Annotated in this window: 18 protein-coding genes, 1 tRNA gene and 1 CRISPR repeat array (1 of these 20 cut by a window edge); of the genes, 16 read left to right on the top strand and 3 right to left on the bottom strand. The window is 62.7% G+C overall.

Going from position 1 to position 19529, the window contains the following annotated elements; genetic code table 11:
* The first annotated feature begins 4 nt into the window (after positions 1 to 4).
* The 12 genes from RPC_RS22570 to hypB all read left to right on the top strand — a co-directional run bounded on the left by RPC_RS22570 (position 5) and on the right by hypB (position 8865).
* Positions 5 to 433 (top strand): NADH-quinone oxidoreductase subunit B family protein, encoded by a 429-nt coding sequence (locus RPC_RS22570; protein WP_041802210.1) that lies wholly within the window; start codon positions 5 to 7, stop codon positions 431 to 433.
* Positions 434 to 442: 9 nt separating this feature from the next.
* The gene (locus RPC_RS22565; RefSeq protein ID WP_011474904.1) at positions 443 to 943 is read left to right on the top strand and encodes a 4Fe-4S dicluster domain-containing protein; all 501 of its coding nucleotides are present in this window, start codon (positions 443 to 445) and stop codon (positions 941 to 943) included.
* Positions 940 to 1455 (top strand): NADH-quinone oxidoreductase subunit C, encoded by a 516-nt coding sequence (locus tag RPC_RS22560; protein WP_011474903.1) that lies wholly within the window; start codon positions 940 to 942, stop codon positions 1453 to 1455. The genes RPC_RS22565 and RPC_RS22560 overlap by 4 nt, the downstream gene beginning before the upstream one ends.
* Positions 1455 to 2540: a nickel-dependent hydrogenase large subunit gene (locus RPC_RS22555; RefSeq protein WP_011474902.1), complete on the top strand. Its 1086-nt coding sequence runs from the start codon at positions 1455 to 1457 to the stop codon at positions 2538 to 2540. The genes RPC_RS22560 and RPC_RS22555 overlap by 1 nt, the downstream gene beginning before the upstream one ends.
* A 289-nt stretch (positions 2541 to 2829) precedes the next feature.
* Entirely contained in the window at positions 2830 to 3171 is a 342-nt protein-coding gene (locus RPC_RS22550) for a hydrogenase maturation nickel metallochaperone HypA (protein ID WP_011474901.1), read from the top strand.
* Positions 3172 to 3209: 38 nt separating this feature from the next.
* Positions 3210 to 3788, top strand: coding sequence for a 4Fe-4S dicluster domain-containing protein (locus tag RPC_RS22545; RefSeq protein ID WP_011474900.1), 579 nt, complete (start codon positions 3210 to 3212; stop codon positions 3786 to 3788).
* 16 nt (positions 3789 to 3804) lie between these two features.
* Positions 3805 to 5796 (top strand): anaerobic carbon-monoxide dehydrogenase catalytic subunit, encoded by a 1992-nt coding sequence (gene cooS, locus RPC_RS22540; RefSeq protein WP_011474899.1) that lies wholly within the window; start codon positions 3805 to 3807, stop codon positions 5794 to 5796.
* Entirely contained in the window at positions 5793 to 6599 is an 807-nt protein-coding gene (locus RPC_RS22535) for a carbon monoxide dehydrogenase accessory protein CooC (protein WP_011474898.1), read from the top strand. Before cooS ends, RPC_RS22535 begins: the two co-directional genes overlap by 4 nt.
* Positions 6590 to 6796, top strand: a complete 207-nt coding sequence (locus RPC_RS22530) for a CooT family nickel-binding protein (protein ID WP_011474897.1) — start codon at positions 6590 to 6592, stop codon at positions 6794 to 6796. Before RPC_RS22535 ends, RPC_RS22530 begins: the two co-directional genes overlap by 10 nt.
* Complete coding sequence (locus RPC_RS25185; protein ID WP_011474896.1) at positions 6793 to 7146, top strand: hypothetical protein; 354 nt, start codon at positions 6793 to 6795, stop codon at positions 7144 to 7146. Before RPC_RS22530 ends, RPC_RS25185 begins: the two co-directional genes overlap by 4 nt.
* A gap of 90 nt (positions 7147 to 7236) precedes the next feature.
* On the top strand, positions 7237 to 7935 hold the full coding sequence (locus tag RPC_RS22520; protein ID WP_011474895.1) for a Crp/Fnr family transcriptional regulator: 699 nt from the start codon (positions 7237 to 7239) through the stop codon (positions 7933 to 7935).
* Positions 7936 to 7962: 27 nt separating this feature from the next.
* Positions 7963 to 8865 carry a hydrogenase nickel incorporation protein HypB gene (gene hypB, locus RPC_RS22515; protein WP_011474894.1) on the top strand — a complete coding sequence of 301 codons (903 nt, stop codon included), beginning with the start codon at positions 7963 to 7965 and terminating at the stop codon, positions 8863 to 8865.
* An 80-nt stretch (positions 8866 to 8945) separates the two neighbouring features.
* On the opposite strand, the gene RPC_RS26390 is transcribed toward hypB, so the two are convergent.
* Positions 8946 to 9028 (bottom strand) — tRNA-Arg (locus RPC_RS26390).
* 535 nt (positions 9029 to 9563) lie between these two features.
* Here RPC_RS26390 and RPC_RS22510 point away from each other — a divergent pair.
* Positions 9564 to 10184, top strand: a complete 621-nt coding sequence (locus tag RPC_RS22510; protein ID WP_011474893.1) for an imm11 family protein — start codon at positions 9564 to 9566, stop codon at positions 10182 to 10184.
* Positions 10185 to 10879: 695 nt separating this feature from the next.
* On the opposite strand, the gene istB is transcribed toward RPC_RS22510, so the two are convergent.
* Both istB and istA read right to left on the bottom strand, forming a co-directional pair.
* Positions 10880 to 11713: an IS21-like element helper ATPase IstB gene (gene istB / locus RPC_RS22505; protein ID WP_011471086.1), complete on the bottom strand. Its 834-nt coding sequence runs from the start codon at positions 11711 to 11713 to the stop codon at positions 10880 to 10882.
* Positions 11707 to 13200: an IS21 family transposase gene (istA, locus tag RPC_RS22500; protein ID WP_011471085.1), complete on the bottom strand. Its 1494-nt coding sequence runs from the start codon at positions 13198 to 13200 to the stop codon at positions 11707 to 11709. The genes istB and istA overlap by 7 nt, the downstream gene beginning before the upstream one ends.
* Before the next feature lie 606 nt (positions 13201 to 13806).
* On the opposite strand from istA, the gene cas9 reads away from it, so the two are divergent.
* Genes cas9 through cas2 form a run of 3 tightly spaced genes read left to right on the top strand, consistent with a single transcriptional unit; the run spans position 13807 to position 18274 of the window.
* Positions 13807 to 17073 (top strand): type II CRISPR RNA-guided endonuclease Cas9, encoded by a 3267-nt coding sequence (cas9, locus tag RPC_RS22495; RefSeq protein WP_415914760.1) that lies wholly within the window; start codon positions 13807 to 13809, stop codon positions 17071 to 17073.
* Positions 17049 to 17948 carry a type II CRISPR-associated endonuclease Cas1 gene (cas1, locus tag RPC_RS22490; RefSeq protein ID WP_011474891.1) on the top strand — a complete coding sequence of 300 codons (900 nt, stop codon included), beginning with the start codon at positions 17049 to 17051 and terminating at the stop codon, positions 17946 to 17948. The genes cas9 and cas1 overlap by 25 nt, the downstream gene beginning before the upstream one ends.
* Complete coding sequence (cas2, locus tag RPC_RS22485) at positions 17945 to 18274, top strand: CRISPR-associated endonuclease Cas2 (RefSeq protein ID WP_011474890.1); 330 nt, start codon at positions 17945 to 17947, stop codon at positions 18272 to 18274. The genes cas1 and cas2 overlap by 4 nt, the downstream gene beginning before the upstream one ends.
* Before the next feature lie 58 nt (positions 18275 to 18332).
* A CRISPR array of direct repeats spans positions 18333 to 19529; the repeat unit is 36 nt; unit sequence AGCCTACCACGGGGAAATCGGTAGGGAAGCCACGGC (it continues 93 nt past the right edge of the window).

Here is a 19529-nt window from a genome sequence, read left to right as displayed (position 1 = left end):
GGTGATGAACTTCTTTTCGACCGCGGCGAAGAAATCGCCCTGGCTCTATCGGATCAACGCCGGGTCCTGCAACGGCTGCGACGTCGAGCTCGCCACCACCGCCTGCATTCCGCGCTACGACGTCGAGCGGCTCGGCTGCCAGTATTGCGGCAGCCCGAAGCACGCCGACATCGTGCTGATCACCGGCCCGCTGACGGCGCGGGTCAAGGACCGGGTGCTGCGGGTGTTCGACGAGATCCCCGATCCCAAAGTCACCGTCGCGATCGGGATCTGCCCGATCTCCGGCGGCGTGTTCCGCGAAAGCTACGCGATCGAGGGGCCGATCGATCGCTATCTGCCGGTGGACGTCAACGTCCCCGGCTGTCCGCCGCGGCCGCAGGCGATCATCGAAGGCATCGCCATGGCCATCGAAATCTGGGCCAAGCGGACATAGGAGTTCATCGTGACGTTCCTCAAGATCCTCTGGGACAATCTGCGCAAGGGCCCTTCGACCGAAGCGTTTCCATTCGGCGAGGCAACCACGCCGGCCGGTTATCGCGGCAAGGTGACGTTCGACGAAGCCACCTGCGTCGGCTGCAACATGTGCGAGCACGTCTGCGCCGCCGGGGCGATCCGCTTCGCAGAGGCCGACGATGGCCTGCATTTCGTGATCTGGCACAACACCTGCGTGTCCTGCGGGCTGTGCGCCTATTACTGCCCGACCAAGGCGATCAAGCTCAGCAACGACTGGCACCTGTCGCATCTGCAGCAGGACAAATACACCCAGCTCGATCACGGGGTGGTCGCCTACAAGCGCTGCACCTCGTGCGGCGACAAACTGCTGCCGACCGGCAGCGTGCTGACGCAGCTCGCCTACAAGGGGCCGAATCCGCGCGCCGAGCGGCTGATGGATCTGTGCCCGGAGTGCCGGCGCAAGGCGAGCTACAGAGGAGAGGCGATATGACCGACGCGTCCACCATCAAGGATCGGGTGATGTCCATCGCCCGCATGATCCGCGGCGAATTCTCGATCAGCGAGAATCGGCACGGCCGGGTCACCGCCTGGATCACGCTGGCCGACAAGGACGACCTGGTCGCCACCTGCCGTGCGCTGAAAGCCTTCGAGGCAAGGCTGAGCATGATCACCGCGCTGGCCGATCGGAACGCCGGCTTCAACCTGCTCGCCTATCATTTCGACATCGAGGGCAGCACCGTCACCGTCAAGGTGAAACTCGCCAGCGGCGCCAGCGTCGACACCATCGTGCCGATCTTCCGCAATGCCGACTGGCACGAGCGCGAATTCATGGAGTTCTACGACATCAAGACCAACGGCCGGACCGACAACCGCCGGCTGTTCCTCGACGAAAGCGTCGACGGCAGGGTGATGGAGCGGCTGATTCCGCTCTCCGTGATTTCCAACGCCGCCAGCACCAATATGCTGTTCGAGCGGCTGATTACCGATCGGGAGAAGCTGTGATGAAATCCTTCAACATGCCGGTCGGCCCGCTGCACGTCTCGCTCGAAGAGCCGATGTATTTCCGCATCGACGTCGAGGGCGAGAAGGTCGCGGGGCTTGAAATCACCGCAGGCCACGTGCATCGCGGTATCGAATATCTCACCGCCAAGCGCAACATCTACCAGAACCTGGCGCTGATCGAGCGGGTCTGCTCGCTGTGCTCGAACAGCCATCCGGAAGCCTATTGCATGGCGCTGGAGACCATCGCCGGCATCGAGGTGCCGGAGCGCGCGCAGTATCTGCGGGTGTTCGCCGACGAGATCAAGCGCGTCGCCTCGCACATGTTCAACGTCGCGATCCTGGCGCATGTCGTCGGCTTCGAATCGCTGTTCATGCACGTCATGGAAGCCCGCGAGATCATGCAGGACACCAAGGAGACCGTGTTCGGCAACCGCATGGATCTTGCCGCCAACATCATCGGCGGGGTGAAATACGATATCGACGCCACGCAGTCGGCCTACATCATCAGCCAGCTCGACCGGCTGGAGCCGCTGCTGTTGAACGAGATCATTCCGGTCTACGAGACCAATGCCACGATCCAGTCGCGCACCCGCGGCATCGGCCGGATCAGCCGCGAGCACTGCATCGAATACGGCCTGATGGGCCCGGTGGCGCGCGGCGCCGGGCACGGCTATGACGTACGCACCGCGGCGCCCTACGCGGTCTATGACCGGATGGACGTCGAAGTGATCACCTATCCGGACGGCGACGTCTGGTCGCGCGCCATGGTGCGGCTGAAGGAGGTGGCGGCCTCGATCCGGCTGCTGCGGCAGTGCCTGCGCGATCTGCCGGATGGTGCGACCGACGCCGGCCCGCTGCCGTTCATTCCGGCCGGCGAGGCGGTGACCAAGGTCGAGGCGCCGCGCGGCGAACTCGTCTACTACGTCAACACCGACGGCACCGACATTCCGGCGCGGGTGAAATGGCGGGTGCCGAGCTACATGAACTGGGACGTGCTGCATCTGATGATGGTCGGCGAGGGGATCTCCGACATTCCGTTGATCGTCAACAGCATCGATCCCTGCATTTCATGCACCGAGCGTTGAGGCACTGCGATCGAAGATCGCTTCAGAGCTCGGCTCAGAATGTGTTCAACGAAACCAGGCACAAAGCTCGGCATCGCGACGACGCAGTCCAGGGGCACCAAGAGGCCATGGATTGCTTCGCTGTTCGGCTAGCGCAGCGCGCCGTCGTCGGCTCGCAATGACGAGGAGGCACTGCGTTTCGGCGATTTCGCAGCGTTCTAAATCTTTTTCAGAATTGTCATTTGGCGGACAGAACCACCCACGGCTTCGGCCTAATCCACCGCCACGAGATGGCTCTGGGGTCCCCGAGATGCACGAGATCACGATCACTTGTGCCCTCATGCGGGTGGTGAATGAGGAAGTCCTGCGCCGCGGTGGCGGCAAGGTTTCCGAGATCACGATGACGATCGGAGGCCTCCAGGGCATCGAACCCCGCGTGCTGGAATCATCGTTCAACCTGCTGGCCGAAGACACCAACATGGCCGGCGCGCTGCTCAAGATCAACCGTCGCCCTGTGCGGGTGTTCTGCAGGGATTGCGAAGACGAGCGGGTGGCCGACCACCGCTTCCGATGCGGCTCCTGCCAAGGGAGCGACGTCAGCGTGCTGCCGTCACAAGGAATGACCGTCGATGAGATCGTGGTCTGCGCCTAGCGGCGCGCAGCCAGCGTAACAGGCCTGGAGGCCGACAGATGTCGCAAACACACGCTAAAGAAAACGTCATCATCTATGCCGAGCCGGATCGCTGCTTGGCCTGCCATTCCTGCGAACTGGCCTGCGCCGTCGCGCACGGCGACGGCCACGACATCATCAGCGCGGTCGCCGCGCACCTGCCGTTACACGCGCGCAACCAGGTGGTGTCGGTCGACGGCGCCACCATGCCGATGCAGTGCCGGCAATGCGAGGACGCGCCTTGCACCATGGTCTGCCCGACCGGCTCCTGCCGCCAGGCCAACGGCCAGATCGAGATCGTCGAGCAGCAATGCATCGGCTGCAAGCTCTGCGTCATGGTCTGCCCGTTCGGCGCCATCACGGTGCGCTCCGAGGCCAAGCTCGGCCCGTCCTCGATCACCAACCGCGGCGTCGCCAAGAAGTGCGACCTGTGCAGCGATTGGCGCGCCGCAAACGGCAAGGCCGACCCCGCCTGTGTCGAGGCCTGCCCGACCAAGGCGATCAAGATGGTCGATCTGATCGCCTACCGCGATGCTTTGCGATTGGCCCGCGCCCGCGAGCTCGCCCAAGCCCACCGTTCACTCCGTATTTCGCTCTAATTGAAGAGGTTCTCCTGTGGCCTGCCTCGATTGTAACACCTGCTCGTCCGATCCGGCCGCCGTCCAGATGCTGGCGGTGGCCGAAGCCAACAACATCGGCACGGCATGGAGCCGTCATGCTCAGCAGCAGCCGCAATGCGGCTTCGGCACCACCGGGCTGTGTTGCCGGATCTGTCTGAAGGGACCGTGCCGGATCGATCCGTTCGGCCAGGGCCCGCAATTCGGCATCTGCGGCGCCGACCGCGACACCATCGTCGCGCGCCACCTGGTCCGCATGATGGCCGCCGGCGCCGCGGCGCATTCCGAGCACGGCCGCCACATCGCGCTGGCGATGCTGCATCTCAGCCAGGGCCACCTGCACGACTATTCGATCCGCGACGAAGAGAAATTGTTGGTGGTCGCCAAGCGGCTTGGCGTCGCGACCGAGGGCCGCGATCTGATGACCATCGTGCGCGAACTCGCCGATCTCACGCTGCACGATTTCCAGAATCAGAACTACGACGAGCCGTGCCATTGGCTGGCGGCGTCGCTGCCGGCGCCGCGGCTAAAGAAGCTCGGCGATCTCGGACTGTTGCCGCACAATATCGATGCGGCGGTGGCGCAGTCGATGTCGCGCACCCATCTCGGCTGCGACGCCGATCCGACCAATTTGATCCTCGGCGGCTTGCGCGTGGCTTTGGCCGACCTCGACGGCGAGATGCTGGCGACCGAACTGTCGGACGCCTTGTTCGGCACGCCGAAGCCGATCGTCACCACGTCGAATCTCGGTGTCATTAAGCGCGACGCCGTCAACGTCGCGGTCAATGGCCACAACCCGCTGTTGTCCGACATCATCTGCGACATCGCCGCCGATCTGAACGACGAAGCGATCGCCGCCGGCGCCAAGGACGGCATCAACATCATCGGCATTTGCTGTACCGGCAACGAGGTGATGGTGCGCCACGGCATTCCGCTCGCCACCAACTATCTGTCGCAGGAACTGCCGATCCTGACCGGCGCGCTCGACGCCATGGTGCTGGACGTGCAGTGCATCATGCCGTCGCTTCCGCGGGTTGCGGAATGCTTCCACACCAAGATCATCACCACTGACAAGCAGAACAAGATCGCCGGCGCAACGCATATGGATTTCCAGGAAGCCAAGGCCTCGGAAAACGCCAAGTCGATCGTGCGGATGGCGATCGAGGCGTTCAAGCACCGCGATCCGCGGCGGATCCAGATCCCCAACATCACCCAGCAGGCGATCGTCGGATTCAGCACCGAGGCGATCGTGGCGGCGCTCGCCACCATCAACGCCGCCGATCCGCTGCAGCCTTTGGTCGACAACATCGTCAACGGCAATATCCAGGGCGTGGTGCTGTTCGCCGGCTGCAACAACACCAAGACCCAGCAGGACAGCGCCTATATCGCGATCGCCCGCTCGCTGGCCAAACGTAACGTACTGGTGCTGGCGACCGGCTGCGCCGCCGGCGCCTATGCCAAGGCCGGCATGATGACGCAGGATGCCACCCGGCAATATGCCGGCGAGGGCCTGAAGAGCGTGCTGACCGCGATCGGCGAATCCGCCGGCCTCGGCGGGCCGCTGCCGCTGGTGCTGCATATGGGCTCCTGCGTCGACAACAGCCGCGCCGTGGCGCTGGCCACCGCGCTCGCCAACAAGCTCGGCGTTGATATTTCCGATCTGCCGCTGGTGGCCTCGGCGCCGGAAGCGATGACCGAAAAGGCCGTGGTGATCGGCAGCTGGGCGGTCGCGCTCGGCATCCCGACCCATCTCGGCACGGTGCCGCCGATCGTCGGCTCCGACGTCGTCAGCCAGCTCGTCACCACCACGGCGCGCGACCTGCTTGGCGGCTACTTCATCGTCGAGACCGATCCGGAACTCGCCGCGGACAAGATGTTCGCCGCGATCCAGGAGCGTCGCGACGGCCTCGGCATCCAGACCCTGGCGGTGGCGCCGATCGCCGCGCTGGCCGCAGCGAAGCGCCCGGTGCTGCCTGCGAGGTTGACATGAAGATCGCGGTCACCGGAAAAGGCGGCGTCGGCAAATCCACCATCGTCGGCATGCTGGCCCGCGCGCTCGCCGACGACGGCTGGAAAGTGCTGGCGATCGACGCCGATCCCGACGCCAATCTGGCTTCGGCGATCGGGGTGTCGCAGGACCGGCTGGCCGGCGTCACCCCGATCTCGAAGATGATCGATCTGGCGCGCGAACGCACCGGCGCCCACGCCGGGATGGGCAGCCACTTCATCCTCAACCCGAAGGTCGACGATATTCCCGATCAGTTCTGCGTCGAGCACGCCGGCGTCAAGATGCTGCTGATGGGGACCGTGGACCATGCCGGCACCGGCTGCGTCTGTCCGGAGCACGCGCTGGTGCGCACCTTGCTGCGGCACATCCTGACCCGGCGCAAGGAATGCGTGCTGATCGACATGGAGGCCGGCATCGAGCATTTCGGTCGCGGCACCGTCGAGGCGGTGGACATGCTGATCATCGTCGTCGAGCCCGGCGCGCGCAGCTTCCAGACCGCGCGGCAGATCGAGCGACTGGCCGGCGAGCTCGGCATCAAGCAGATCTGCTACGTCGCCAACAAGGTGGCTTCGGACCAGGATCGCGCTTTCATTGCCGAGCAATCGCGGCGCTGCGATCTGTTGGCCTCGTTGCCATTCGACGCCGCGGTGCAGGCCGCCGACCAGGCCGGCGTGTCGTTCTACGATCTGGCCGAGGTGGGACGCGAACGCGCGCATGCCCTGGAGCTGACGCTGCTCGATCGCATCGCGCCCGAGCAGCCGAAGGAGCAAATGCAATGTGCCTAGGAACCGTCGTCGTCACGCGCACCGCCTCGGCCAGCGCGGTCGAAGTCAAGGACGTCACCGCGATCAGCTTCGAGCCCGGCGCAGTGCGGGTCTCGACCCTGTTCGGGGACGAGCAGTTGTTTTCGGGCGTCTCGATCCAGCGGATCGATATGCAAAAAGGCGTAATCGTCACTCTCATCGAGGAGAACATCACATGACGCCGCAGGACCAGGCCAAGGCGCGGCTGCGCGCTTATCTGGCGCATTTCATCGATCATGCGCAGGACCATGTCGCCGAGATCGAAGCGCAGCGCGGCGCCATCGGCGCCAGCGCCAGGCTCGATCAGCTGCTCGACCAGGCGGTGGCCGACGTGCAACTGGCGCGTCGCTCGCTCGAAGCCGCGCTGGAAGCGATCGGCGGCAGCCCGGCCCGCGATGTATTCTCGCAGCACGCGCATTCGCATCAACCACACCTTCACCACTCCCACGAAAGTGTAGTGACACCCGGCGGCGCTGATGTGACTGAGCACCATAAAGCTAACATTGGAGGGCCGCGCCCAACCGCGTGACGACTGGACTCGACCCGCGTTCGATCGGCGCGGTCAGAGCCCAATGTCGGACAACTGGCGCCCGAGGCCCCTTTGCGTGAGGGAAACGAAATGCCGCCGCGCTTCAATATCGCCGATGTCTTGACCAGCCCTTCGGGAGAGGGATTCTTCAATGGCTTCAACGTGCGCAAGCACGACAAGGGAAGCATGATCTGCACCGGCGAGGGCGACGAGAACGGCGTCTTCGTGGTGATGGGCGGCAGGCTGAAAGTCTATCTGGTCGGCGACGAGCGGGAAATGACGCTGTTCTACCTGGTCCCGGGCGACATCTTCTGCATGCATTCCGGCTGCCTGATCGAGGCCGTCGAGAAGAGCGAATTGCGCTTCACCGATATCCGCACCTTCAGCAAGAAACTGGAGCAGTGCCCGGCGATCGCCTTCGGACTGGTTTCGATTCTCGGTCGCGCGATCATGTCCTGCATGCGCACCATCGAGGACCTGATGTTTCACGATATCAAGCAACGGATCGCGTGGTTCTTCGTCGACCGTGCTTCGAGCGAGGGAAAGGCCACCGGAGCCGGGATCACGCTGTCGGTCGAACTCACCATCGAGGAGATCGCCAACCTGATCGGGTCCTCGCGCCAGACCACCTCGACCGCGCTGAACAGCTTGATCAAGGAGGGCTACATCAGCCGCAAGGGTCGTACCGACTACACGATCCTCGACATGCCGCGGCTGACCACCGCGGCGGCCGGCCGGTTGCCGGCGGAGGAGTGGTCGAGCGTGGGCAAGAAGATCCGCCCGGTCTAGAGCGTCACAGCGAACAGGAGACGGGCCATGTGTGCGGTTTGCGGTTGCGGTCAGGGGACCGTCGAAGGACAGCCTCTTCACGACCATGACGACCTCGACGAGGCCGCGCACGCCGCGCTGCATGCCGCCGGCACGCCGCATGGCCATCATCACGAACATCCGCACGACCATCATCATGCCGATCACGATCATCACGATCATGCGGCCGTGCATTACGGCGTCGGCGAAGCCGGGGTCTCGGTGCCGGGATTGGACCAGCGCCAGATCATCAAGCTGGAGCGCGCGGTGCTGGCGCACAATGACGGTCTTGCCGAAGCCAATCGCGCGCGCTTTGCGCAGGCCGGAATTCTCACGCTGAACTTGCTGTCGAGCCCAGGCTCCGGCAAGACTACGCTGCTCTGCGCCACGATCACCGCGCTGGCCGGCCGATTGCCGGTGGCGGTGATCGAAGGCGATCAGCAGACCAGCTTCGACGCCGACCGGATTCGCGAATCCGGCGCGCCGGCGATCCAGGTCAACACCGGCAAAGGTTGCCATCTCGACGCCGCGATGGTGGCCGACGCCTTCGCGCGGCTCGATCTGGCCGCGGGTGGCGTGTTGTTCGTGGAGAACGTCGGCAATCTGGTCTGCCCTGCCGCCTTCGATCTCGGCGAGGCTGCCAAGGTGGTGATCCTCTCGGTCACCGAGGGCGAGGACAAGCCGCTCAAATATCCCGACATGTTCGCCGCCGCCGACCTGATGATCCTGAACAAGATCGATCTGGCGCCCTATGTCAGCTTCAATGTCGAACGCTGTCTGGAACTGGCGCACCGGGTCAACCCCCGCCTGTCGGTGCTGCAGCTGTCCGCCACCACCGGCGAGGGACTTGCGGCCTGGGTGCAATGGATCGAAGCCCGGCAGCGCGCCATCGCAGCGAGCGTCGCGTCATAGCGGCCACGTCGCTCAAGCCGACCCGATTGAGGATCAAACGGAGTCTTCAATGCCATACGAGTTCGCAGTTTTGTTCTGAATGGCGTACCCGACACGATTCGAACGTGTGACCTTTGCCTTCGGAGGGCAAGACTCTACGGCACCAATCGCGGAGCACCAGCACTGCTGGTGTTTGTCTGAGGCGAAACCCGATTCTCCGGCCGTTGGTCAAACGGTGGGTCTTGGTCTAGGAAAGTCGGAAATGCTTTCCCTTTCAATAGGGATTGACTGACACTCTCTCCGCCAGCCTGCTGTTAATTGGAGATTATATATATTTTACAGAAGCTTAGATGCGCATGGCAGTTGGCCGTCTGACCACGTTCTGACCAAAGTTCTGACCAGCGCAACAGCATGCTTTAGACTTCCATGGTTGGCAGGCAGAGCGCGTGCCGGGAGGCGCTGTTGGGGGATATCTGACCATCCCTCAGCGGGGCAGACCAGGGCTTTGCTTTAGAGGCCGGGCTTGATCGCGCCGACATCAGCTAGGTGGACCGCGGGAAGCGGAACGTTACGGTGATCGTGCTGGCTCGCATTGCGGGTGCCCTGAAGACGACCCCGGACAAGCTGTTGATTGCCCCGCGCAAGGCCCGAAGTTAGCCCCCGGATCGCGAACAGCCTAACGATGGCCGCTCATTGGGACAAAGTAGGCAGACCACGGAATGGCTTACATCATTCACGGAATGTACGGTAAGTCGGAAATCGGATATTCCGAGGACGACCGGAAGGTTCTGCGTGCGTTTTTCGACCGGACCGATGCCTATCCCGGCACGATCACTAGTGCATCCTGGGTTACCGGAACCTGGATTCCGCCCGAGGTAGTGCCCCGCCGGGTGCGCCTCACCCGGGCTAAAACAATGTGCGACTGGATGCTGTTGCTTGGCGGCGGAAATCTGGTCAGTTCGCGGCTCAGGGACGCGGTCGAGGAGCTCGACCCCGGGCGGCATCAATTTTTCCCGGTCGTTGCCGAGGACAAAAACGGCGTCGCCAAGCCCGGCGATTTCTTCATCTTCAATGTCGTCGGGCGGATCGATTCGATTATTGAAGACCGGAGTAATCTCAGGGCGAGTGGGCGCGGCGATATCCAAAACTGGAGTTACGAGCGCCGCGTCGGGCCTTGGCAATGCGCGCTGGACGCGGCTGTCATCGGCGGTAGGGCGTGCTGGGTCGAACATCGCTATAGCGGGTGCTGGTTCATTTCCGACCGGTTGGCTGCGTTGCTGCAAAAGCGCAAGCTGAACGCGTACCGGCTGGACCATCATTGCGACGAAGTCTCACTCTGATTCCGGGATAGGGGTCTCTGACATGAGCAACAATGTCCGTTACTGGCCCAACACGAACCTGCCGTCCCTTAGCCATTGAATCGGGTCCGGTATCTGCCAGGTCACTTCAAACGCCTGACTTCAAGCCCATCCCTGAAGTCACTGCGATGCTGGCGCTAGGAAGCTCGTTGAGTCCGGTGATGATGTTGGGCATCAATCCCCATCGCTACCGAAAGAGCGCATGGTGGCCCCGCTGAGAGTCATGGAGGCGGGCTTTAAGCGGTGCAGTCGGGTCCCCGCATGGAATTGCACATCGCACCTCTTTGCAGCCACCCCACCGTCTGCTGGAACCTTAAGTTTCAACGCTTCTAGGAGCAAAAACATTCAGCGTTGAACCGGGACGATAAGCATCTTCGCTTCCTTCGGTCGTTCGTCAAGGAGCCTAGCGCTAGCAAGCAGCTTTTCGCCAATGCGCGCCAAGTGTTTGCAGCTCTATTTAGGAGGGCCATAGAGGGCTATGGAGTAGACGTAGTTCTCCGTTTCTTCGTTCTCGGCCCGCCAGCCACTTCCCGACCCATGATTGCTTGTAGAGTGACAATTACGATGGCCGGTCGGCGACAACTAGGATGGCCGGTTTTGGCGGTCGCCTCTGAAGCGATTTGAGGGTGCAAGGAGTTGAGCAACGACGCAAGATCTAATTGGCGCGATTGCGACGATTAGATCGTTTTGGTTACAGGCTTTTGCTTTGAGTTTTCCGAGGCCTTCCGATCGGTCATTCGCGTGACTGCGGCCTTGCGACGATAACTGTCGGTGTTCATTTCCAGAATGACGGCGTGGTGCACGAGGCGGTCGATGGCGGCCACGGTCATTGCCTTGTCGGGGAAGATTTCCTCCCAGCCCCCGAATGGCTGATTAGCTGTAATGAGCAAGCTGCGACGCTCGTAACGGGCGGAGATGAGTTCGAAGAGCACGCTGGTTTCGGCCTGATCCTTGCGGACGTAAGAGAGGTCATCGAGGATGAGCAGGTCGTATTTGTCGAGCTTTTCCATGACGTTTTGCAGCGTTAGATCGCGGCGAGCGGCCTGAAGTCGTTGCACCATGTCGGTCGTGCGGGTGAACAGAACACGATAGCCGTTTTCGATGAGAGCCTGGCCGAGAGCTGCGCCGAGATGCGACTTGCCAACGCCTGGCGGGCCAAAGGCCAATAGATTGGCGCCTTTGTCGAGCCAAGAACCGCCGGCCGCGAGCGCGGTGATCTGGCTCTTGTTGATCATCGGGACGGCGGCGAAGTCGAAGGTGGCGAAGCTCTTCCCCGCCGGCAGGTGAGCGTCCTGCATGTTGCGCTGGATTCGACGTTGATAGCGTTCGGCAAGCTCGTGCTCGAGCAAGGCCGCAAGATAGCGAGCGGCCGGCCAGCCTTCGCGGTCTGAACGCTCGGCGAGGTCCGCCCACATTTGGCCGATGGTCGGCAGCCGCAGGGAGGTCAGCAGCATCGGCAGGCGAGCGAGATCGACCGTGATGGGCGCTGGTGTGTTGTCGCGCGTCAGCATGACGACACCTCGCCGTGGACGCTGGACAGCAGCACGTCGTAGATCAACGCGGCCGGCATCGTGACGGCCACCGTGGGCAATGCCGCCCCGCCGTTTTGAGCCGCGGCATCGCGGCTGAACACAGCCCGCAGGGCGTTGGGATCCGGCAGGTGGCCGAGATCGAGCACGCTGTCGATATGCGCGGCGAGTTCTGCTTCGCAACCGCTGCAATAGGCGATGTCGAGCAACGCCACCATGGTGCGACAAGCCCGGTCGATCGGGCCTCGCTCGACCAGCGTGTCCCAGGCCCGGCGGAACGCCGGCCGCGGGAACAGCGCGTCACGCCATACCAGGTTGCGCAAGGCCTGGGGTTTGCGCCGAAGGCTCGGCAGCACGTGCCGGTAGTCGGCGACGTGTCCGCGTTGGGCCCCCCGCGGCACCCGGCCGCGCGGCAGCACGAGCACCTGCGTCGAGCCGAGGAAGCAGTCGAGCCGATCGTCGTAGAGGTGCACCTTGAGGCGATGGCCGATCAAACGCGACGGCACCGTGTAGAACACCTTGCGCAGACAGAACATGCTGGAGGACGTGACCACCACGGCAGCCTCGCTGAAGTCCGTGGTGCGGCGCGGCGGCAGCGCCCGCAGGGCGGCGCGGTCGGCTGCGAAGGCCTGGTCGCGGGCGGCATTGCGTTGGCCGACGATGTCGTCGGTGAATGCCTGATAGGCCACCCGAGTATCGAAGTCACGGCTACCGCGCAGCGTCAGCGCCTGATCGAGCGCCTTCTTGAGGTGGCGATTCGGGCTTTCGATCGAGCCGTTCTCATGACTGACACCGCGATTGTTGCGGGTCGCCGCCATGCCGTAATGGTCACAAAGTTCACGATAGGCGCGCGTGAAGTCCTCCTCCTCCGAGAGGTTCTTGAACGCAGCCGAGAGGCTGTCGGTGCGATGCTCGCGCGGGGCCCCCCCGAGCAGCCAGAGCGCGTTCTGGAGCCCCTCGGCAAGCGCCGAGAAGCTTTCCCCGCCCTCGACCACGCGGGCGTACTCCCACTGCGAATGGGCCAGCGCGAAGTGATAGAAGCGATGCGGAAAGGCGAGCCCAACCATCGTCACACCAAGCTCGCCCGCATCGGTGAAGTCGGAAAGGCCCTGCGCACCGGGCGGATGCTCCTGACGGAAGATGACGTCGCGCTCGGGGCCGGCGAGTGCGCTCCACCGCCGCATGTGGCGCTGCAGGGTTCGCAAATGGCTGTCGGGAAAGCGGCCGGGATGACGCCGCTGCAGCTCGCGCAAAATGGTGATGGCCTGCAGCGACGGCATCGATTGCAGCAGCGGCACGATATCGGCTTCCCAAACGCCGTCGAACGGGTTGGGACGGGTCCGATAACCTCGGGGTGTCTTGCGCTGCGATGGCAAGGTTGGATCGCGATCGATCCGACGAGCCGAGCGTTCGCTGATTCCCGCTTTGGCGGCGGCAGTGTGCTGAGGATGGGTTCGACGATGGTCCATGTACGTTCTCACCTGGTGGTCGTTGAGGTGGCTGCCTGGCACGAACGGCCCTTTCCATTGAGGAAAGAACCGCTTGCACCACCTCAGAAACGACCGCCAGTGACGTCAAATGACCCCACAAAACGGCGCAGCCGGTGTGGCCGGACTCTGGTCGGGCTACGCCCTCCCGCCGTCCGGCCACACCGGCCAAGCTAGTTGTCGTCCGCCGGCCAAGATAATTGTCGTCACACAATTGCTGTTCTAACGGGGCGACCCTGCGCCGCCATACGCGTGCGCCTCTTCCAATGACATGGCACCGTTATCTCCAAACGAGACGAGAGCAGGCCGGCCCAGATTTCGGATGCGCATCGATCGGGTCTGGAAAGGCTGCGGCGAGCGGCGCGCGCTGGTCCGATGATTGCCGATGTGAGGAGTGAGATTTCCGGCGCAGGAAGATAGCCATTTTGCGCCTGGCGCGTTTCACGGCTGGCCGAGTTCAGCCGAGCCAAAGCCGACTGACAGATCAAATGAATCCCCCCGTCACGTTTCCGTAACGGGGGTAATCCTTCGTAACGAAAACCGAGGTTTCCGTTACTTGCCGTGGCTTTCCTACCGATTTCCCACCGCATGATTGCCGAAATACACAAGACGGTCAATAATCGATTTTTGATTGTGTGCAATCTTGGTGGCGTGATGAGTGAGCGTGTTGTCCGGCGTATTCTCGGAATTGACCTCGGTATAGCATCGTGCGGATGGGGGGTCGTCGACATAAGCGGGGCCGGGGGAGGTATCATCGCTACCGGCGTCCGCTGTTTCGACGCCCCTCTGATCGACAAGACCGGCGAGCCAAAGAGCGCAACGCGCCGCACCGCGCGTGGGCAGCGGCGGATCGTTCGCCGCCGCCGGCAGCGCATGAATGGCGTCCGCCGCTTGCTTTGCGAGTTTGGTCTGCTTCCCGATCCGCGACCGGACGCTCTCAATCAGGCGATGCGCCGAATTTCGACAGCTTCGGCAGCAGCGCAAGTCACGCCGTGGACGCTTCGCGCCGCCGCACATCAGCGTCTTTTGAGCAACGAAGAACTCGCGGTCGTTCTTGGTCATATCGCTCGGCATCGCGGCTTTCGGTCGAACGCCAAGAACGAGGCCGGCGCGAATGCCGCGGACGAAACCTCCAAGATGAAAAAGGCGATGGAGGCCACGCGCGAGGGGCTCGCAAAGTATCATGCTTTCGGCGACATGATCGCCAACGATCCAAAGTTCGCGAACCGCAAGCGCAATCGCGACAAGGACTACTCGCACACCGCGAAACGCTCCGATCTCGAGGACGAGGTTCGCGCAATCCTTCGCGCTCAGCTTCGATTTGGCAGCGCGGCCGCTACCGAGACGCTGGCGCAAACATTTGCGGACGTCGCATTCTTTCAGCGTCCGCTGCAGGACAGCGAAGACAGGGTGGGCGATTGCCCGTTTGAACCGGGACAGAAGCGCGCCGCGCGGCGCGCACCTTCGTTCGAGCTGTTCCGTTTTCTCTCCCGACTGGCGAATCTCAAATTGGCCGTGGGCCGATCGCCGGAGCGGCGACTGACCGCGGAGGAAATCGCGTTGGCCGCCAAGGGCTTCGGCGAAACCAAGAAGACCATCACGTTCAAATCGCTGCGCGAGGCGCTCGACCTCGATCCGAACGCGCGGTTTTCCGGCATCGGCAAGGACAAGGAAGCATCGCTCGACGTCGTCGCGCGGACCGGCGGTGCAGCCTATGGAACGAAGACGTTGAAGGATGCGCTGGGTGATGCGCCGTGGCGATCGCTGTCGCGAACGCCAGAAACACTCGATCGTATCGCCGAAATCCTGTCGTTCCGCGAGGACATCACATCGATCCGCAATGGGCTTGAAGACCTCGGTCTCGATAGCCTCGTCGTCGAGGCCCTGATGCAGGCGGCGGCCAATGGCGATTTCAAGGAGTTCACCCGGGCCGGGCACATCTCGGCGCGCGCGGCACGCAATATCATCCCCGGACTTCGCGAAGGGTTGGTCTATTCGGAGGCCTGCGCGCGCGTTGGCTACGATCATGCCGCGCGGTTGTCGGTCCCGCTCGATCAGGTTGGCAGCCCGGTGACTCGGAAGGCGCTGAGCGAGGCTCTTAAGCAAGTGAGAGCGGTGGCGCGCGAATACGGACCGATCGACTACTTTCATATTGAACTCGCGCGCTCGGTCGGAAAAAGCGCCGAGGAGCGCAAGCAGCTCACGGATGGCATCGAAGCGAGAAACGTCGAGAAGGCGAAGCGGCGCAAGCAAGCTGAGGAACACCTCGGCCGCGCCCCCAGCGACGACGAGCTCTTGCGATACGAACTCGCCAAGGAACAGAACTTCAAGTGCATCTATTCCGGCGATGCGATCGATCCCGCAGGGGTCGCGGCCAACGATACCCGCTATCAGGTCGACCACATCCTGCCGTGGAGCCGGTTCGGCGACGATTCGTATCTGAACAAGACGCTCTGCACCGCGAGGTCCAATCAGAACAAGCGCGGGCGCACGCCGTTCGAGTGGTTCGAGGCCGACAAAACCGACGTCGAATGGATGGAGTACGTTGCGCGCGTCGAAAACCTCCAGGAGGTCAAGGGGCGCAAGAAGCGAAACTACAGCATCAAGGATGCGGCGGCGATCGAGGACAAATTCAAGGCCCGCAACCTCACCGATACGCAATGGGCCACTCGGCTGCTCGCCGACGAACTCTCGCGAATGTTCCCGCCGCGCGAGTGCGAGCGGGCGATTTGCGGTCGGGCGGACGGCGGCAACGACGGATTGACGATCGTGGAGGAGCGGCGGGTGTTCACCCGACCGGGGGCCATCACCTCCAAACTGCGGCGGGCCTGGGGCCTGGAGGGCCTGAAGAAGCAGGATGGCAAGCGGGTCGAGGACGACCGGCATCACGCCGTCGATGCGCTGGTGCTGGCCGCCACCACCGAGAGCCTGCTGCAGCGCCTGACGGTCGAAGTCCAAAGGCGCGAGCGCGAGGGCCGCCCGGACGACATCTTTCATTGCGCCGAGCCCTGGCGGGGCTTCCGCGCCGATGTTCGACGCACGGTCTATGGGTCGGAGACCATGCCCGGGATTTTCGTCTCGCGCGCCGAGCGTCGGCGCGCGCGCGGCAAGGCGCACGACGCCACCATCAAACAGATTCGCGAAATCGAAGGCGAGAGGCTGGTGTTCGAGCGTAAGCCGGTCGAAAAACTGACGGACAAGGACCTGGAGAAGATTCCGATTCCGAAGCCGTACGGGCAGGTGAGCGATCCCAAGCGGTTGCGGGATGAACTGGTGGAAAGTCTGCGCGCGTGGATCGCGGCCGGCAAGCCGAAAGACAGGCCGCCGCTGTCTCCGAAGGGCGATGTCATTCGCAAGGTTCGGATACAGACCAACGACAAAGTATCAGTCGAGATCAATGGCGGCACCGTCGATCGCGGCGACATGGCGCGCGTGGATGTTTTCAGGAAGAAAAACAAGAAAGCTGTTTGGGAATATTATGTTGTGCCGATCTATCCGCATCAGATCGTTGCACTGAACGATCCGCCGGACCGCGCCGTGATCGCTTATGCGGAGGACAAGGATTGGAAAGAGATCGACAGCAGTTATGAGTTTCTTTGGTCGCTGTTCGGGTTGTCCTATGTCGAAATATCGAAAGCGAACGGGGAGTGCATCGACGGTTACTTTCGTGGTCTTCATCGCGGCACGGGAGCAGCAAGCGTCTGCAAGCATATCTCGCTCGGCAAAGATGCAACGGTCAGCGGAATCGGACTGAAAACCCTTGCATCGTTCAAAAAATTCACCATCGACCGGCTCGGACGAAAATTTGAAATTCCGCGCGAGGTGCGTACATGGCGTGGCGAGGCCTGCACCTGACGCAGGCGGCAAGGCTGTCGCTTGCCGACGGTCAGGTTTGCGTCAGACAGGATGCGGGCGAAGTGCGGCTCGCACTGGAAGATATTGCCTGGATCGTGATCGACACGCCGCAGGCGACGCTGTCGAGCGCGCTGATGAGTGCGTGCATGGACGCCGGCGTCGTGCTGATCTTTACCGACGAGCGGCACACGCCATCGGGCGTTGCCTTGCCGTTTCATCGTCACCATCGCCAGGGCGCGATCGCGAAGCTTCAGTTCGACGCCAAGGACGGCGTGAAGCGGCGGCTGTGGCAAGCCATCATTCGCCGCAAGATTCTCAATCAGGCGGCTTCGCTCTCGGTTCTTAACCGCCAGAATTCAGAGACTCTCGCGGAGATTGCGCGTCATGTCGAGCCGGGCGATCCGGAGAACGTCGAGGCCCGCGCGGCGCGCTTCTATTGGGGCCGTCTGTTTGGGGATTTCGTGCGCGACGACGAGGGTGATCTTCGCAACAAAATGCTGAACTACGGTTATGCCGTCATGCGCGCCGGCGTTGCGCGGGCGCTGGTCGCCTGCGGATTTCTTCCGGCGTTCGGTTTGAAGCACGAGAGCGCGGCCAATGCTTTCAACCTCGCGGACGATATCGTCGAGCCGTTCCGGCCGTTTGTCGATGGTCTCGCATGGACGACTCTCGGTGATCGCGTGGCCAAGAACGGCGATCTCACGCTGGATGACCGTCGCGCCATGGCCGGCGTGCTGCTGATGAATGGCCGGGTCGGGGACGCCAAGGTGTCGCTTCTGGTTGCCGCGGAAATGGCCTCCGCCAGCCTCTGCCGTGCGCTGGAGTTCGAAAAGCCGGCGTTGCTCGAATTGCCGGAATTGGAGCGCATTTCATGAAAAGCGAGGAGGTCCGATTCGTGTGGATGTTCGTCTTTTTCGATCTTCCGGTGGGCACGAAGACCGATCGCCGTCACGCGACGCGGTTTCGGAAATTCCTGAAAGACGATGGATTCATGATGCTGCAATGGTCGGTGTACTCCCGAGTTTGTCGGGGCGACGACGCCGCGGATAAACATGGTCATCGCGTAGTTAAAAACTTGCCGCCGCGCGGCAGTGTCCGTACCCTTCAGGTCACGGATCGCCAGTACGCGCGTATGAGGCTGTTGCTTGGGGAAGCAACGTTCAATGAGAAGAAAGCACCGCAACAACTGGTCCTGCTCTGATTTCCGCCTCGCGGTTCAGGCGGAAATCAGAGCATTTTCAGTCGTTTGTGCCGCTCGTAGCCTACCACGGGGAAATCGGTAGGGAAGCCACGGCGGTCGGTGACGGCGGCTCGCAGCATCGCGAAGCCTACCACGGGGAAATCGGTAGGGAAGCCACGGCGTCTCTCTTACGAACGTGCGGGTAAACACCAGCCTACCACGGGGAAATCGGTAGGGAAGCCACGGCGCGACCGATAGCCTATCGGTGCCCCCGCAAAGCCTACCACGGGGAAATCGGTAGGGAAGCCACGGCACGGTTTGCGAGCCGTCAACAGATTGGCTGAGCCTACCACGGGGAAATCGGTAGGGAAGCCACGGCTGGTGTAGCCGAGCAGCGCCAGGTCATCGGAGCCTACCACGGGGAAATCGGTAGGGAAGCCACGGCTTCCGCTGTTATTGCTCGCTGCAACACGCCAGCCTACCACGGGGAAATCGGTAGGGAAGCCACGGCGATCGCCGTTGGCGTAGCGGCTTATTCGTTAGCCTACCACGGGGAAATCGGTAGGGAAGCCACGGCCCGCGCGCTGCAGCCCGGTCTGTTCGGGCTAGCCTACCACGGGGAAATCGGTAGGGAAGCCACGGCAAGCTTAGCCATGGTGGTTCCCTTTGAGCTAGCCTACCACGGGGAAATCGGTAGGGAAGCCACGGCTACAAGTCAGCCGGTATGAAGCCCAGCGCCAGCCTACCACGGGGAAATCGGTAGGGAAGCCACGGCCCGTTGCCGTCGTGGCAACGATACTGCCATAGCCTACCACGGGGAAATCGGTAGGGAAGCCACGGCACTCAGAGCGATCACGTCGACGCCGTCGGTAGCCTACCACGGGGAAATCGGTAGGGAAGCCACGGCCCAAAACGTAAACACGAACGCGAAGTCATTAGCCTACCACGGGGAAATCGGTAGGGAAGCCACGGCCGTTATCGCGATTTCGGAAATGACCGGGTGAGCCTACCACGGGGAAATCGGTAGGGAAGCCACGGCCTTGATCAGAGAGCACCGCCACATCTTGCGAGCCTACCACGGGGAAATCGGTAGGGAAGCCACGGCGGGCGGTGCTGCAGTGCTTCGCGACCAAACAGCCTACCACGGGGAAATCGGTAGGGAAGCCACGGCGCGAAACGCATGCACCCCGGTGAAGGTCGAAGCCTACCACGGGGAAATCGGTAGGGAAGCCACGGCCCACTCTCAGCGGCATCGCCGGCATTCTGAAGCCTACCA

This window comes from Rhodopseudomonas palustris BisB18 (assembly GCF_000013745.1).
In the GTDB taxonomy this organism is placed as follows: domain Bacteria; phylum Pseudomonadota; class Alphaproteobacteria; order Rhizobiales; family Xanthobacteraceae; genus Rhodopseudomonas_A; species Rhodopseudomonas_A palustris_F.
Note: the sequence above shows the minus strand (reverse complement) of the source record. Positions and strands in the feature narration are given on the sequence as shown.

Excerpts from the sequence above, each read along its gene's own strand:
- RPC_RS22550 (WP_011474901.1), top strand. The coding sequence starts at position 2,830 with ATGCACGAGATCACGATCACTTGTGCCCTCATGCGGGTGGTGAATGAG.
- cas9 (WP_415914760.1), top strand. The coding sequence starts at position 13,807 with ATGATTGCCGAAATACACAAGACGGTCAATAATCGATTTTTGATTGTG.
- RPC_RS22535 (WP_011474898.1), top strand. The coding sequence starts at position 5,793 with ATGAAGATCGCGGTCACCGGAAAAGGCGGCGTCGGCAAATCCACCATC.
- RPC_RS25185 (WP_011474896.1), top strand. The coding sequence starts at position 6,793 with ATGACGCCGCAGGACCAGGCCAAGGCGCGGCTGCGCGCTTATCTGGCG.
- hypB (WP_011474894.1), top strand. The coding sequence starts at position 7,963 with ATGTGTGCGGTTTGCGGTTGCGGTCAGGGGACCGTCGAAGGACAGCCT.
- RPC_RS22560 (WP_011474903.1), top strand. The coding sequence starts at position 940 with ATGACCGACGCGTCCACCATCAAGGATCGGGTGATGTCCATCGCCCGC.
- RPC_RS22555 (WP_011474902.1), top strand. The coding sequence starts at position 1,455 with ATGAAATCCTTCAACATGCCGGTCGGCCCGCTGCACGTCTCGCTCGAA.
- RPC_RS22520 (WP_011474895.1), top strand. The coding sequence starts at position 7,237 with ATGCCGCCGCGCTTCAATATCGCCGATGTCTTGACCAGCCCTTCGGGA.
- RPC_RS22545 (WP_011474900.1), top strand. The coding sequence starts at position 3,210 with ATGTCGCAAACACACGCTAAAGAAAACGTCATCATCTATGCCGAGCCG.
- RPC_RS22510 (WP_011474893.1), top strand. The coding sequence starts at position 9,564 with ATGGCTTACATCATTCACGGAATGTACGGTAAGTCGGAAATCGGATAT.
- RPC_RS22570 (WP_041802210.1), top strand. The coding sequence starts at position 5 with ATGAACTTCTTTTCGACCGCGGCGAAGAAATCGCCCTGGCTCTATCGG.
- istB (WP_011471086.1), bottom strand. The coding sequence starts at position 11,713 with ATGCTGACGCGCGACAACACACCAGCGCCCATCACGGTCGATCTCGCT.
- cas1 (WP_011474891.1), top strand. The coding sequence starts at position 17,049 with ATGGCGTGGCGAGGCCTGCACCTGACGCAGGCGGCAAGGCTGTCGCTT.
- cas2 (WP_011474890.1), top strand. The coding sequence starts at position 17,945 with ATGAAAAGCGAGGAGGTCCGATTCGTGTGGATGTTCGTCTTTTTCGAT.
- RPC_RS22530 (WP_011474897.1), top strand. The coding sequence starts at position 6,590 with ATGTGCCTAGGAACCGTCGTCGTCACGCGCACCGCCTCGGCCAGCGCG.
- istA (WP_011471085.1), bottom strand. The coding sequence starts at position 13,200 with ATGGACCATCGTCGAACCCATCCTCAGCACACTGCCGCCGCCAAAGCG.